10 protein-coding genes are annotated in these 14,709 nt (G+C 62.4%); 4 read left to right on the top strand and 6 right to left on the bottom strand.

The window, feature by feature from the left end; genetic code table 11:
* Window positions 1–10: 10 nt before the first annotated feature.
* A complete protein-coding gene (icmF, locus tag DIE29_RS02060; protein WP_108080993.1) occupies window positions 11–3,280 on the bottom strand; it encodes a fused isobutyryl-CoA mutase/GTPase IcmF in 3,270 nt (1,089 codons plus the stop codon).
* A 200-nt stretch (window positions 3,281–3,480) separates the two neighbouring features.
* Here icmF and DIE29_RS02055 point away from each other — a divergent pair, with 200 nt between their 5' ends.
* The 4 genes from DIE29_RS02055 to DIE29_RS02040 all read left to right on the top strand — a co-directional run bounded on the left by DIE29_RS02055 (window position 3,481) and on the right by DIE29_RS02040 (window position 7,987).
* The gene (locus DIE29_RS02055) at window positions 3,481–4,464 is read left to right on the top strand and encodes an AraC family transcriptional regulator (RefSeq protein WP_102040814.1); all 984 of its coding nucleotides are present in this window, start codon (window positions 3,481–3,483) and stop codon (window positions 4,462–4,464) included.
* 160 nt (window positions 4,465–4,624) lie between these two features.
* Entirely contained in the window at window positions 4,625–6,685 is a 2,061-nt protein-coding gene (locus DIE29_RS02050; protein WP_114649057.1) for a PAS-domain containing protein, read from the top strand.
* Window positions 6,682–7,404, top strand: coding sequence for a response regulator transcription factor (locus tag DIE29_RS02045; RefSeq protein WP_114649056.1), 723 nt, complete (start codon window positions 6,682–6,684; stop codon window positions 7,402–7,404). Before DIE29_RS02050 ends, DIE29_RS02045 begins: the two co-directional genes overlap by 4 nt.
* Before the next feature lie 106 nt (window positions 7,405–7,510).
* Complete coding sequence (locus tag DIE29_RS02040) at window positions 7,511–7,987, top strand: VOC family protein (protein WP_114649055.1); 477 nt, start codon at window positions 7,511–7,513, stop codon at window positions 7,985–7,987.
* Window positions 7,988–8,057: 70 nt separating this feature from the next.
* On the opposite strand, the gene DIE29_RS02035 is transcribed toward DIE29_RS02040, so the two are convergent.
* The 5 genes from DIE29_RS02035 to meaB form a co-directional block, all read right to left on the bottom strand.
* Window positions 8,058–9,452, bottom strand: coding sequence for a KamA family radical SAM protein (locus tag DIE29_RS02035; protein ID WP_205409763.1), 1,395 nt, complete (start codon window positions 9,450–9,452; stop codon window positions 8,058–8,060).
* A 413-nt stretch (window positions 9,453–9,865) separates the two neighbouring features.
* A complete protein-coding gene (accC, locus tag DIE29_RS02030; RefSeq protein ID WP_114649054.1) occupies window positions 9,866–11,857 on the bottom strand; it encodes an acetyl-CoA carboxylase biotin carboxylase subunit in 1,992 nt (663 codons plus the stop codon).
* Between the two features lie 16 nt (window positions 11,858–11,873).
* Window positions 11,874–12,026, bottom strand: coding sequence for a GDCCVxC domain-containing (seleno)protein (locus DIE29_RS14935; protein WP_269467249.1), 153 nt, complete (start codon window positions 12,024–12,026; stop codon window positions 11,874–11,876).
* A gap of 68 nt (window positions 12,027–12,094) precedes the next feature.
* On the bottom strand, window positions 12,095–13,627 hold the full coding sequence (locus DIE29_RS02020) for an acyl-CoA carboxylase subunit beta (RefSeq protein ID WP_102040809.1): 1,533 nt from the start codon (window positions 13,625–13,627) through the stop codon (window positions 12,095–12,097).
* 71 nt (window positions 13,628–13,698) lie between these two features.
* A complete protein-coding gene (gene meaB, locus DIE29_RS02015; RefSeq protein WP_102040808.1) occupies window positions 13,699–14,700 on the bottom strand; it encodes a methylmalonyl Co-A mutase-associated GTPase MeaB in 1,002 nt (333 codons plus the stop codon).
* Window positions 14,701–14,709: the final 9 nt, after the last annotated feature.

The raw sequence follows: 14,709 nt of genomic DNA, 5'->3' as shown, positions 1-14,709 counted from the left end.
TGCGCGCTTCTTACATGCTGCGTCGGTACTGGCCGCCCACCTCGTAGAGCGCGCCGGTGATCTGACCCAAGGAGCAGTAACGCACCGCATCCATCAGCACTTCGAACACATTGCCGTTCTCGATCACGGTTTGCTGCAGTTTGGCCAACCACTTGGGCGCTTCGTTCTTGTTGCGCGCCTGGAAATCGGCCAGACGCTTGAGCTGCGACTGCTTTTCCTCTTCGGTCGAGCGCGCCAGTTCGATTTCCACCTGGGCGTCGCCTTTGGGATTGCGGAAGGTGTTGACGCCGATGATCGGATAAGAGCCGTCGTGCTTTTTGTGCTCGTAATAGAGGGATTCTTCCTGAATCTTGCCGCGCTGATAGCCGGTTTCCATCGCGCCCAGCACGCCGCCGCGGCTGGCGATGGCTTCGAACTCCTTGAGCACCGCCTCCTCGACCAAATCGGTGAGCTCCTCGATGATGAAGCTGCCTTGGTTGGGGTTTTCGTTCTTGGCCAGTCCCCATTCGCGGTTGATGATCAGTTGGATCGCCATCGCGCGGCGCACCGATTCTTCGGTCGGCGTGGTGATCGCCTCATCATAGGCGTTGGTGTGCAGCGAGTTGCAGTTGTCGTAAATGGCGATCAGCGCCTGCAGCGTGGTGCGGATGTCGTTGAAATCCATTTCCTGGGCGTGCAGCGAACGGCCCGAGGTTTGCACATGGTACTTGAGCTTCTGGCTGCGCTCGTTGGCACCGTACTTGTTCTTCATCGCCACCGCCCAGATGCGGCGCGCCACCCGGCCGATCACGGTGTATTCCGGGTCCATGCCGTTGCTGAAGAAAAAGCTCAGATTGGGCGCGAAGTCGTCGATGTGCATGCCGCGCGCAAGATACGACTCGACGTAGGTGAAGCCGTTGGCCAGCGTAAAGGCAAGTTGTGAAATCGGGTTGGCGCCGGCTTCGGCGATGTGATAGCCGGAAATCGACACCGAGTAGAAGTTCTGCACCTTGTGGTGCACGAAATACTCCTGGATGTCGCCCATCATCTTCAGCGCAAATTCGGTCGAGAAGATGCAGGTGTTCTGGCCCTGGTCCTCTTTGAGGATGTCGGCCTGCACCGTGCCGCGCACGGTCGACAAGGTCCAGGCACGGATCTTGGCGTATTCGTCGTCAGTGGGCTCGCGGCCGTTGTCGGCCTTGAACTTTTCCACCTGCTGGTCGATAGCGGTGTTGAAGAAAAACGCCAGGATGATCGGCGCTGGGCCGTTGATGGTCATCGACACCGAGGTGGTCGGCGCACACAGGTCGAAACCGTCATAGAGCACCTTCATGTCGTCCAGCGTGGCAATCGACACCCCGGAGTTGCCGATCTTGCCGTAGATGTCCGGGCGCAGATCGGGGTCGCAGCCGTAGAGCGTGACCGAATCGAACGCGGTCGACAGCCGGTGCGCCGGCATGCCCTCGGACACTTTCTTGAAGCGCCGGTTGGTACGGAAGGCGTCGCCCTCGCCGGCGAACATGCGGGTGGGGTCTTCGCCTTCGCGTTTGAAGGCGAACACACCGGCCGTAAACGGGAAGGAGCCGGGCACATTCTCCTTCATCAGGAATTTGAGCGTCTCGCCGTCGTCTTCGAAATTGGGCAGCGCCACCTTGCGGATTTTGCTGCCGGAGAGCGACTCATGGGTGAGCTTGGTGCGGATTTCCTTGTCGCGGATTTTCACCACATACTCGTCCGCGGCATACAGGGCTTTCTCGGTGGGCCACTGTTCCAAAAGCTTTCGAGCCGCCGGGGTCAGCTCGCCGTCCTTCCATTGGATCATCTCATCGAACCCGGCGACATCCTTGCCGCATTGCTCGAACAGCGCCTTGGCGATTTTCAGCGACTGACGTTCGCGGGCCACACGCGCCTGCTGCTGCACATGCTTGTGGTAGTCGCGCACCGTGTCGGCAATTTCGGCCAAATAGCGGGCACGCTCGGGCGGGACGATGGCGCGCCCCTTGGAGGAGGCTTTCACCGCCACTTTGGGCAACTTGCCGGCTTTCTTGGCTTTGAGCCCTTTGTCCAGCAAGCGGGCGAAGATGGCATGGTAGAGCGCGGTGACGCCGTCATCGTTGAAACGTGCGGCCATGGTGCCGAACACCGGCATGTCCTCCGGGCGCTGGTTGAATAGTTCGCGATTGCGCTGATATTGCTTTCTCACATCGCGCAGCGCGTCCTCGGCACCCTTGCGATCGAACTTGTTGATCGCCACGAAATCGGCAAAATCCAACATGTCGATCTTTTCCAACTGGCTGGCAGCGCCAAACTCCGGGGTCATGACATACAGCGACAGATCGACATACGGCACAATGGCCGCGTCGCCCTGCCCGATCCCGGAGGTTTCCACCACCACCAGATCGAAACCGGTGAGTTTGCAGGCGGCGATCACCTCGGGCAGCGCGGCCGAGACTTCCGAGCCGGTATCGCGGGTGGCCAGCGAGCGCATGAAGATGTTCTCGTGCTCGATCGCGTTCATGCGGATGCGGTCGCCCAATAGCGCCCCCCCGGTACGTTTGCGCGAGGGGTCGATGGAGACGATGGCGATCTTGAGGCGGTCTTCCTGGTCGAGGCGGAAGCGGCGCACCAGCTCATCGGTGAGCGAGCTCTTGCCCGCGCCCCCGGTGCCGGTAATCCCCAGGGACGGCACCTTGGTCTTGGCCGCGGCATCGATCAGCGCTTTTTTGATCTCATCGCCATACGCGCCGTTTTCCAAGGCGGTAATCACCCGCGCCAAGGTACGACGATCACCGGCGGCCAGACGTTGGAGGATTTCGGCCGCCGTGGCCGGGGCGGCATGGGCCAGATCGAAATCCGCACGCTCGACCACATCGTTGATCATCCCCTGCAGACCAATGGTGGCGCCATCTTCCGGCGAATAGATGCGGGTCACGCCATAGTTGTGCAGCTCTTTGATTTCGGACGGCACGATCACCCCGCCGCCGCCGCCGAAAACCTTGATGTTTTCGCCGCCATGGGCGCGCAGCAGATCGATCATGTATTTGAAGAACTCGACATGCCCACCTTGGTAGCTGGTCACGGCAATGCCCTGAACATCTTCCTGCAACGCAGCATTGACGATTTCACCCACCGAACGGTTGTGGCCCAGATGAATGACCTCGACACCGGTGCTTTGCAAAATACGGCGCATGATGTTGATCGACGCATCATGGCCGTCGAACAGCGCCGCGGCGGTCACGAAACGCACTTTGTTCTTGGGCTTGTAGGGCGTCAGCTTCTTGGCCACGCTCAAATCGGTCATCTCGGTCTCCTCTGCGCAAATTGGCTCATCGTTCAATGGTAGAAGCCCCCCGCAGCGATTGCCATTGCCGTTGGCGCCGTCGATCATGCAAAATCGGCCAAACGCGGAACTGCTCAACAGATCGCACGATGGCCACTTCCTCGGCTGCCCTCCCCTGCGCCACAACACGCCCGGCAAGCCGCTCGCACGCGAGTGTTGCCATGGGTTTCGTCACCGGCATGCTTGCCGGCCTGGCCCGCCAAGGGCGGGATGCCAGCGCACTGCTGACGGCTGCCGGCATCGACATTGCAGAGCCGGCCAGTCGGATTCCGGTACAACGCTATGCCGATTTATACAACCGCATCATCCTTGCGCTGGACGACGAAGGGTTTGGGCTGTTCGAACGCAAGATCGCGCCCGGTTTTTTTGAGTTCTTATGCCGCGGCATGCTGGGCTCGTCCACGCTGGGCGTCGCCTTAGAGCGCGCTGCGCGCTTTCTGCGCCTGTGTTTGCCCGATCTGGCACTGAGCATACACCGTGAAGGCACGCAGGCTTTTTTGGAAATCCGCGAAACCCGGGCGCTGGCCGAACACGCCACCGATCCGGGCCGGGTGTTCGCCTTCGAGTGGCTGCTGCGGCTGATACATGGGGTCGCCTGCTGGTTTGTCGGCCGCGGCTTGGCGCTGGATGCGGTGGCCTTCCCCTATCCGCGCCCGCCGCATGCGGACGACTATGCGCTGGTCTATACCGCCCGCTCCAGCTTCGATGCCGATCGCCTGATCGCCCGCTTTCAGGCCAATCTGCTCGACCTGCCACTGCGCCGCGACGAGGCCGCGCTGGAACGCTTCTTGGACGGCGCGCCCGGTCGCATTACCATGCTTTATCGACGCGACCGCGAGATGGTGATGCGGGTGCGCAATGCGCTGCGCGATGCCTTGCCCGACATGCTGTCCGCTCAGGCAGTGGCCGCCCGTCTGCACCTTTCGGTGCGCACCCTGGCGCGCCGGCTGAGCGAGGAAGGTTCGAGCTACCGCGCAATCAAAGATGCCTTGCGCCGTGACATCGCCATTGCACGGTTGACCAAAACCCGCCAACCGATTGGCGAACTGGCCGCCGAGCTGGGCTATGCCGATCCGTCGGCCTTCTATCGGGCCTTCGTCGGCTGGACCGGCATGTCGCCGGAGCACTACCGCAAACGGGGCTGAACGGTCACAGCCATCGCACTTCGCGTTGACGCAAACGTCAATTCTGGCGACGATGCTGCCGCGCCGCAGCGTGCGCAGGCCTGGGTTTTATGCCAGCCTTGCGGCAAAACACCCGGGTTTGACACACCCCCTATCAGGCAGACGGAGACGCACAGCGCAGATGCCCAAGCCGGTCGAAGCCACCGAACCGTTCACCTCGCTCACGCCGGAGCAGCGCCGGCGCTATGATCTGTTGCTGGCCGGGCTGGATCTGCTCGATCAAGCCATCGCGGTGTTCGACGCCACACCGAAGCTGGTGACTTGGAACAAAGCACTGCTGCGTTTGCTCGATTTTCCCGAGTCTCTGGTTCGTGTCGGCACCCCCTTTGAAGCCTTTGTGCGTTTCAACGCCGAGCGCGGCGAATACGGCGATGGTGACGTTGAGCAATTGGTGGCCGAGCGCATGGCGTCGGCGCGTGCCTTCGAGCCGCATTATGTCGAACGCGCGCGCCCCAACGGCCGGGTGCTGGCGGTGCGCGGGGTGCCCATCCCCAATCTCGGCTTTGTGTCGCTGTGGACCGATATCACCGAGCAACGCCGCGCCGAGCGCGTCATCCAAGAACAGAATGCCCAACTCGAGGCGCGGGTACGCGAGCGCACCGCGGAGCTCGAACGCGCCAACCGCGAAATCGACCAGATCGCCCGGGCGCTGCGTTTGTCCGAAGAACGCCTGCGGCTGATCCTCGACGCCATTCCGGCGATGATCGCCCATGTGGATGCCGGCCAGCGCTACCGCTTTGCCAACCGCGCTTACGCTGAATGGTTTGGCGAAACCAAAGAAAGCATCGTCGATAAATCGATCGCCGAGGTTTTCGGTCCGCAAGCCTACGCGACCATCCAACCGCATTTGGCCGAAGCCGAACAGGGCGAACGGGTCAGTTACGAATATGCGCGTAAAAACGCCGAGGGTCGCACCGTCTATGCGCGCAGCGTGGTGGTGCCGGATGTCTCGCTGGAAGGCGGTTTCAAGGGCTACTTCGTGCTGTCGATCGACATCACCGAGCAGAAGGCCAGCCAGGCCGCCCTGGTGCAGGCGCAGAAGATGGAGGCGGTGGGCCAGCTCACCGGCGGCTTGGCCCATGACTTCAACAACCTGCTATCCATCATCATCGGCAACCTTGCCGCGCTCAAGGAGCGCCTGCCGGCCGGCGACGCGGCCTGCGAGTTCGTCGACCCGGCACTGCATGCCGCCCAGCGCGGGGCCGAGCTGATCCGCCGCCTGCTGACCTTCTCGCGCCGTCAAACCCTGGAGCCCTGCGCAGTGGAAGTCGGCGCACTGGTCCACAACATGACCCGCTTGCTGGCGCGCACCTTGACCGAGAACGTGCGCATCCACACTCGCTTGCCGGACAAGGCTTTGTACGCCTTCGTCGACCCGCACCAGTTGGAGAACGCACTGCTCAATCTGGCGCTCAATGCGCGCGACGCCATGCCCGGTGGCGGCGATTTGACCATTGCGGTGTCCGAGCGTCATATTCCGGACAGTCTGTCGATGCTGGTGGAACTGCCGGTGGGCGACTACGTGCAAATCGATGTCAGCGACACCGGCTGCGGGATCGAACCGGAAGCCTTGGCTCGGGTGTTCGAGCCTTTTTTCACCACCAAGGCTTTTGGTCGCGGCAGTGGTTTGGGGCTGTCGATGGTGTATGGCTTCGTGCGCCAGTCCGGGGGCAATATCCGGGTGCGCAGCACGCCCGGTGCCGGCACCACGGTGACCTTCGTGCTGCCGCGCACCGAGGCGAGCGCCGAGGCTGTGCAGACGGGCGACACCACACACCTACACCCTCAGCCTCCCAAGGGGCCGGTCCTGCTGGTCGAAGACGAACCGGATGTGCGGCGCATCATCCGCCTGCAACTGACCGAATTGGGCTATCCGGTCATCGAAGCCGGCGACGGTCTGGAAGCGCGCAGCTTGCTGGAGCAGGTCGATGACATCGCCATTCTGGTCACCGATACGGTCATGCCGGGCGGCCTCAACGGGCGCGAGCTGGCCGCCCATGCGCGCGCCCTGCGCCCGACGCTGCCAATCTTGCTGATCACCGGCTATGCCTGCCAAACCACGCAGGACGACGGCGCCGACCGGGACATTCCGGTCTTGCGCAAACCCTTCGATCGCGCAGCGCTCGAGCGCGCCTTGCGCGAACTCACACACTATCCCGCAAGGACGTCCGCTCGCCCATGAACCGTCAAGACACCAACGCCCTGATCCTGGTACTCGAAGACGAGCCCGACATCGCCCGGCTGATCTGCAATAGCTTAGGCGAGTACGGTTTTCGTTCCGAGCACCTCACCACCGGTCAGCAATTGCTTGCCCGCGCCCGGCAAACCGCGCCCGATTTATGCATCGTAGACCTGGGTCTGCCCGACATGGACGGTATGCAGGTGGTGCGCGCACTGCAGGACGGCAGCCCCTGTGCGGTGCTCATCCTGACCGGGCGCAACGATGTCACCGACCGGGTGCTTGGCTTGGAGCTGGGCGCCGACGACTATATCGTCAAGCCCTTTGAACCGCGGGAGCTGGTCGCCCGGGTGCGCTCCATCCTGCGCCGCTATCAGCGCGCCGCCCCGGCCGAACCTGCCCCCAGCGAAGCCAGCCTCGCCCGCTTTGCCGAATGGACCTTTGACAAAGGCCGCCATGCATTGATCGCCCCCGACGGTCGCGAGATCAACCTGTCTGCCGCGGAAGCCGCCCTGCTGCTGACGATGCTGCGCCGGCCGAACAAAATTCTCAGCCGCGAACAACTGCTCGGCGAACGTGACCTGGACCCGTTTGACCGCAGCATCGACGTGCGCATCTCCCGCCTGCGCCGCAAACTCGACGACGACCCGCAGAATCCGCGGCTGATCAAAACGGTGTATGGCGCCGGTTACTTGTTCTCTGCGCAGGTCATTTGGGAATGAACGGACTGGGCCGTGCGGCTTAGCGCATCATCCACGGCTGGCGATGCTTGTCCAGTCGCGCCATAATTATGAATTCTTAATCCAAGCCACTGTAGGAGCCCGGCTCATGTCCGCACGTCCGTTCAAAATCCTCGGCATTCAACAGATCGCCATCGGCGGCCCCAGCAAAAACAAACTGCGCACCCTGTGGGTGGATATGCTGGGGCTGGAAGTCACCGGCAACTTCGTCTCCGAGCGCGAGAACGTCGATGAGGACATCTGCGCGATCGGGAAAGGACCTTTCAAGGTCGAAGTCGACCTGATGCAGCCGCTCGACCCGGAGAAGAAACCGGCGGTACACACCACCCCGCTCAACCACGTCGGCCTGTGGGTCGATGACCTGCCCAAAGCGGTGGAATGGCTGAGCGCTCACGGCGTGCGCTTTGCTCCCGGGGGCATCCGTCGCGGAGCCGCCGGCTACGACATCACCTTCCTGCACCCAAAGGGCAATGAAGCGTTCCCGATCGGCGGGGAAGGCGTATTGATCGAGCTGGTGCAGGCGCCGCCCGAGGTCATCGAAGCCTTCTCCAAACTAGCCAACTGAACGCAAGCCGGTTAAAACCCACGGACACCGTCCCGCGGCGCGGTGTCCGTCGATGGCCCGCCAACTCCGCTCAGGCCGCAACCGAGAGCTTGGCCTTGCGGATGGCTGCGTACTCGTCTTCCCAAAACCACTTTTCCTCGCCAAAAGCAGGCCTCAAGTGGTTGAGCCAGGTGGCCTTGTCGTCGTACTTGGCAAAGAACGGCCGCTGCACCCAGTCCGGGTTGCGCCCCTGGATGAAGCGCAGCACGAAGACCTTCTCCCCGACAATCTCGGCCACGCCCTGCACCTCGACCTTGCCCGGGCTGGCCGACATGCTGGGCCCGCGCACCGTGCGCGCCAGGCCGGAAACCTGCTGAATGGCCTCGCGGTAAATCTCCCAGGCGCGCACCAGCGGCACCTCAAAGTAGTTGCGGGCACCGGTATCGCGCTCGACGAACATGTAGTAGGGCACGATGCCCAGCTCCACTTCTTTCTGCCACAGCCGTGCCCACACCGCAGGGTCGTCGTTGATATGAGCGATCAGCGGCCCCTGGGCACGGATCACCGCACCGGTGCCGCGCAGGCGGCGGATCGCGGCCTGGGCGACCTCGGTATCCAGTTCCTTCCAGTGGTTGTAGTGCGCCATGATCGCCAGCTGCTTGCCCGACTCGACGACGCGCTCGAGTAGCTCGATCAAGCCGTCCGCATCCTCGGCAAAAACAAATCGGTGCGGCCAGAAGCTGAGCGCTTTAGTGCCGATACGGATCGTGCGGATATGGTCGAACTCGGGCGCGAGCAGCGGCTCGACGTAGCTCTTCAGATGCGCGGTCTTCATCACCATCGGATCGCCACCGGTAAACAGCAAGTCGGTGACTTCCGGGTGGGCGCGCAGGTAGTTGTGCAGCACCGCGGCCTCGGAACTGGCCATGCGCAGCGCCTTGTCGCCGACGAACTGGGCCCAGCGGAAACAGAAGGTGCAGTAGGCGTGGCAGGTCTGCCCCTGGCTGGGGAAGAACAGCACCGTCTCTCGGTACTTGTGCTGGATGCCGCCCAGACGATGACCTTCGTCGTCGCGCGGCATGTTCATTTCCATCTGGTCTGCCGGGTGCGGGTTCAACTCGTGGCGCACCTCGTCGACCACACGGGCGAGCGCCTCCTTGGACGCGCCACTGCGCAGCAGTTCGGCCACGCGATCGTAATGGGCCGGCGCCAGCATGCCGCGCTGCGGGAAGGTGAGCTGGTAGATGGGGTCGGCTGGGATGTTTTCCCAGTCGATCAGCTCGTCGATGACGTACTGGTTGACCCGGAACGGCAACACCGAGGACACCACCCGCATCTCGAAGCGGGCCTCCTCGGACAGGCGCGCCAACGGCGCAATGCGATCAAGATCACGCTGGGTATAGACCTTGAAGGGCGCGGGCTCGACACGGCCCCGGGGCCTGAGAATCGACCATTGCGGTTTGAGCGTCTGAATCTGGGCTTGCATTGACATCTCCTTTGGTTCATTCGAGGCGCCGGACGGACTGCTCAACGGACGACTGCCTCCCTGAACAGCCGGTGCTGACACCCCTCGCCCGGGCTTGCCGGCTTGGCGCCGGCACTAGATCGATGCCAGCGGGCGGCGGTGTTTGGGGATGTCGCGGAAAAAAGCGACCCGCCGCTGTTCCAGTCGCCGTTGCCACCGCAAAGTGGCAACCGATAGCGCCGCCATCTTATTGCCCCAACTTGTTTTGTGCAAATACGACTGAACGCAAACCCAAAAGTTCGCTCGCGCCCTGAATTCCGTCAGGCGCGCCCCCAAAGAAAAAAAGGCCTGCTTACGCAGGCCCTCCCTCGACAGGTGCCCGCCGCAAGCGGCGGGCCTCCCTCCCCATCGAACAAACAACTTGCCGGAGACGCTTATTCGAACTCGATGATGATTTCATCCACAGCCAAACTCGCGCCCGGTTTGGCAACCACTTTTTTCACCTTGCCGTCCTGCTCGGCTTTGAGCACGTTTTCCATCTTCATCGCCTCGATGACGGCAAGCCGCTCGCCGGCCTTCACTTCCTGCCCCTCGGCCACGGCGACCTCGCGCAGCAGGCCGGGCATAGGCGAGAGCAGGAATTTGGACATGTCCGGTGGCAGTTTGACCGGCATCAACGCTTGCAGCTCGGCCCAACGGGCGCTCATCACCATCATGGTGGCCTGGGTGCCATTGTGGGTCATGCGGTATTTGAAGCCGTTCTTTTCCATTTGCAGGGTGAAGGGCCGACCGTTGACCGTGCCGCTGACCAAAATCTCGCCAAACCGCCAGCCGGTGCGTACCGCGAAGGTTTCTCCGCCCACGGCGACATCGTAACCGCCGGTGGCAGGCACGACCTTGACCGCGGTGCGGGCCTCGCCACGGATTACGGTGTAGTCCTCACCGACCACCCGTTCATGCCCCGGCATTTGGCCGGAAATTTTCGCGTCGCGATCCTCATGCGCGCGGTGCACCGCGGCCGCCACGGTGACGAACAACAGCGGGTCGTCGTGCGGCACCAGCGTGGCATCGAACCCGTGCGGGTATTCCTTGGCGATGAAGCCGGTATCGAAGATGCCCGACATGAAGCACGGATGCTGCATCAGCGCGGCCTGGAAGGGAATGTTGGAGCTGATACCCCGGATCACGAAGGCATTGAGCGCCTCGCGCATGCGTTCGATGGCCTGATCGCGGCTAGCGCCGTGAGTGATCAGCTTGGCGATCATCGAGTCGTAATACATCGAGATTTCGCCGCCTTCATAGACGCCGGTATCCACCCGTACCTGCCCCGGTACTTCGACCGGCGGCTGGAATTTCACCAGCCGGCCCGTGGAGGGCAGAAAACCGCGGAAGGGGTCTTCGGCGTTGATCCGGCATTCCATCGCCCAGCCGTCGATCTTCACATCGGCCTGAGTGATGGAGAGTTTCTCGCCAGCGGCCACACGGATCATTTGCTCGACCAGATCCAGGCCGGTAATCAGCTCGGTGACCGGATGTTCCACCTGCAAACGGGTGTTCATCTCCAAAAAGTAGAATTCTTTGGTCGCCCCGGAGACCACGAACTCGACCGTGCCGGCCGACTCGTATTTCACCGCGCGCGCCAAGGCCACCGCTTGCTCGCCCATGGCGCGGCGCATCTCGGGGTCGACGAAGGGGCTGGGCGCTTCCTCGATGACTTTCTGGTGGCGGCGCTGAATCGAGCAGTCGCGCTCGTTCAAATACACATAGTTGCCGTGGGAATCTCCCAGCACCTGAATTTCGATGTGGCGCGGTTCGAGCACATACTTTTCGATAAACACCCGGTCGTCGCCAAACGAGTTCTTGGCCTCGTTGACGCAGGAGGCAAAACCCTCGAACGCTTCCTTGTCGTTGAAGGCCACCCGTAAACCCTTGCCACCGCCGCCGGCCGAAGCCTTGATCATCACTGGGTAGCCGATCTTGCAGGCAATTTCCACCGCCTGCTCGGGGCCGGCAATCGGATCGTTATAGCCAGGAATGGTGTTGACCCCGGCCTCGATGGCGAGCTTCTTGGACTCGATCTTGTCGCCCATCTTGGCCACCGAGTAATGCTTGGGGCCGATGAAGGTAATACCTGCCTCTTCCAGACGACGGGAAAACTCAGCGTTTTCGGACAAAAAACCGTAGCCGGGATGCACCGCTTCGGCGCCGGTCTTTTTGCAAGCGGCGATGATACGGTCCATGACCAGGTAAGATTCCTTGGACGGTGCCGGCCCGATGCACACCGCCTCATCGGCCATGTCCACATGCAGCGCGTCGCGATCAGCCTCGGAATACACCGCAACGGTCCGAATGCCCATCTTGCGGGCGGTTTTGATCACGCGGCAGGCGATTTCACCGCGGTTGGCGATTAGAATTTTCTTGAACATGCGAGTCTTTCCTCGTTCAGCGGCAGCAGTCATGCCGGGAGTCTTTCTGAATGGGCGGACATGGCACCGAGCCGTAGGAGCAGAACACGCAGCAATCGCCCTGCTTGGGACGAAGCAGGGTATGACACGCCGGGCATTCAAAGAAATAAATGCAGACGTCCTCAGGCATTTGTTCCGTGCTGCGGTGCCCGCATTGCGGGCAGGTCAGCACAGACTCGGTCACCACATCCATGGCAGTCAGAGCGGGATGTTGCCGTGCTTGCGCCACGGGTTGTCGAGCTGCTTGTCGCGCAACATCGCCAGCGAGCGGCAGATGCGCTTGCGGGTGGCATGCGGCATGATCACATCGTCGATGAAGCCGCGGCGTGCGGCCACGAACGGGTTGGCGAACTTCTCCTTGTATTCGGCTTCGCGGGCGGCGATTTTCTCGGGGTCGTTCTTTTCTTCGCGGAAGATGATCTCCACCGCGCCTTTCGGGCCCATCACCGCGATCTCGGCGCTCGGCCAGGCAAGATTCACATCGCCGCGCAGGTGCTTGGAGCTCATCACGTCATAGGCGCCGCCATACGCCTTGCGGGTAATCACGGTGACTTTGGGCACGGTGCATTCGGCATAGGCGTAGAGCAGCTTGGCGCCGTGCTTGATGATGCCGCCGTATTCCTGGCTGGTGCCAGGCATGAAGCCGGGCACGTCCACGAAGGTCACCACCGGGATGTTGAAGGCGTCGCAAAAGCGCACGAAGCGCGCCGCCTTGATCGAGCTTTTGATGTCTAGGCAGCCGGCCAGCACCAGGGGCTGGTTGGCAACGAAACCGACGGTCTGCCCTTCCATGCGGCCAAAGCCGATGATGATGTTCTTGGCGTAGTCGGGGGCGAGCTCGAAAAAGTCACCTTCGTCGACCACCTTGACGATCAGCTCCTTCATGTCATAGGGCTGGTTCGGGTTGGATGGCACCAGGGTGTCGAGCGACTCATCCATGCGGTCGGCCGGATCGTCAGTAGGACGCACCGGGGGTTTTTCGCGGTTGGAGAGTGGCAGAAAATCGATGAAGCGGCGCAGTTGGGCGAGCGCCTCGACATCGTTTTCAAACGCCAGATCGGCCACGCCCGACTTGGTGGTGTGAGTCACCGCACCGCCCAGTTCCTCGGCGGTCACTTCCTCGTGGGTCACGGTCTTGACCACGTCAGGACCGGTGACGAACATGTAGGAGGAGTCTTTGACCATGAAGATGAAGTCGGTCATCGACGGCGAATACACCGCCCCGCCGGCGCAAGGGCCCATGATCATGGAAATCTGCGGGATCACGCCGGAGGCCAGCACGTTGCGCTGGAACACGTCGGCGTAGCCGCCGAGCGAATCCACCCCTTCCTGGATGCGGGCGCCGCCCGAGTCGTTGAGCCCGATCACCGGGGCGCCGACTTTCATCGCATGATCCATGACCTTGCAGATTTTTTCCGCGTGGGTCTCGGACAGCGAGCCGCCGAACACCGTGAAGTCCTGGCTGAAGACAAACACCAGACGGCCATTGACGGTGCCATAGCCGGTCACCACGCCATCGCCCGGAATCGCTTCCGCGTCCATGCCGAAGTCGGTGCAACGGTGCTCCTTGAACATGTCCCATTCTTCGAAACTGCCTTCGTCGAGCAACAGTTCGATACGCTCGCGCGCGGTGAGCTTACCCTTGGCGTGCTGGGCGTCGATGCGCTTCTGGCCGCCGCCGAGGCGGGCTTTCTGGCGCTTGTCATCCAGCTGGCGGATGATTTCGTGCATTGATGACCTCCTTACAGTTTTCCGGTTGTCCGGCGCGCGCGGCGAGCCGGCGGTGCAGATCGGGTGGCGTCCTAGTTCAAGTGTTGCAGCAGGCGCAACGCAGCGGCCGATGGCGTGGTTTGGCCGCGCTCGACCGCCTCGGCCAGTTCCGGCAGCGCTGCCCGCACCTGCGGGTGGCTACGGAAGCGGGCACGCAGGCCGGCATCGATCAACTCCCACATCCAGGCCAGCGCCTGACGGCGGCGTTTGGCGGTGAACTCGCCGCTCCTGTTCATGGTGTCGCGATAGTCGCACACGGTACGCCAGAACTCGGCAATGCCCTGCTTTTTGAGCGCAGACAGAGTCAGCACCGGGGGCGACCAGTTGGGGCTGGTCGGGCGCAGCATATGGAGTGCGCTCTTGAGTTGGGCCTGTGCGCGCATGGCCGCGGCGACGTCGATGTCGGCTTTATTGACCACCACCAGATCGGCCAGCTCCATGATGCCTTTCTTGATGCCTTGCAAATCGTCGCCGGCATTGGGCAGTTGCAGCAGGCAGAAAATATCGGTCATGTTGGCGACTGCAGTCTCGGATTGGCCCACCCCCACGGTTTCCACGATGATCACGTCAAAGCCAGCCGCTTCGCACACCAACAGCGTTTCGCGGGTTTTTTCGGCCACCCCGCCCAGGCTGCCCGCCGAAGGGCTTGGGCGGATGTAGGCCGCCGGGTTTTGGCTGAGCCGCTCCATGCGGGTTTTGTCACCCAGGATGGAGCCGCCGGAGAGCGACGACGAAGGATCGACCGCCAGTACCGCCACCCGTAAGCCTTGCTCGATCAGATATAAACCCAGCGCTTCGATGAAGGTGGACTTGCCCACCCCCGGCACACCCGAGATGCCCACACGCATTGCACCGCCGCTGTACGGCAGCAGCGCATCGAGCACCGCTTGTGCGCGTGCCTGGTGATCGGCGCGCTGCGACTCGATCAGAGTGATGGTCTTGGCCAGCGGCCGCAGCTGGCGGGCGAGAACGCCATCGACCAGGGCGCGGTCGGCGGCGTCTAGCTGCGGCGGCAGCGCCTGCGCTCGGTTCACTACTTGGCC

Origin of the sequence: Pseudothauera hydrothermalis, from assembly GCF_003345255.1 — a bacterium.
In the GTDB taxonomy this organism is placed as follows: Bacteria; Pseudomonadota; Gammaproteobacteria; order Burkholderiales; family Rhodocyclaceae; genus Pseudothauera; species Pseudothauera hydrothermalis.
This window is presented reverse-complemented; position numbering and strand designations above follow the sequence as displayed.

Excerpts from the sequence above, each read along its gene's own strand:
- icmF (WP_108080993.1), bottom strand. The coding sequence starts at position 3,280 with ATGACCGATTTGAGCGTGGCCAAGAAGCTGACGCCCTACAAGCCCAAG.
- DIE29_RS02055 (WP_102040814.1), top strand. The coding sequence starts at position 3,481 with ATGGGTTTCGTCACCGGCATGCTTGCCGGCCTGGCCCGCCAAGGGCGG.
- DIE29_RS02050 (WP_114649057.1), top strand. The coding sequence starts at position 4,625 with ATGCCCAAGCCGGTCGAAGCCACCGAACCGTTCACCTCGCTCACGCCG.
- DIE29_RS02045 (WP_114649056.1), top strand. The coding sequence starts at position 6,682 with ATGAACCGTCAAGACACCAACGCCCTGATCCTGGTACTCGAAGACGAG.
- DIE29_RS02040 (WP_114649055.1), top strand. The coding sequence starts at position 7,511 with ATGTCCGCACGTCCGTTCAAAATCCTCGGCATTCAACAGATCGCCATC.
- DIE29_RS02035 (WP_205409763.1), bottom strand. The coding sequence starts at position 9,452 with ATGCAAGCCCAGATTCAGACGCTCAAACCGCAATGGTCGATTCTCAGG.
- accC (WP_114649054.1), bottom strand. The coding sequence starts at position 11,857 with ATGTTCAAGAAAATTCTAATCGCCAACCGCGGTGAAATCGCCTGCCGC.
- DIE29_RS14935 (WP_269467249.1), bottom strand. The coding sequence starts at position 12,026 with ATGCCTGAGGACGTCTGCATTTATTTCTTTGAATGCCCGGCGTGTCAT.
- DIE29_RS02020 (WP_102040809.1), bottom strand. The coding sequence starts at position 13,627 with ATGCACGAAATCATCCGCCAGCTGGATGACAAGCGCCAGAAAGCCCGC.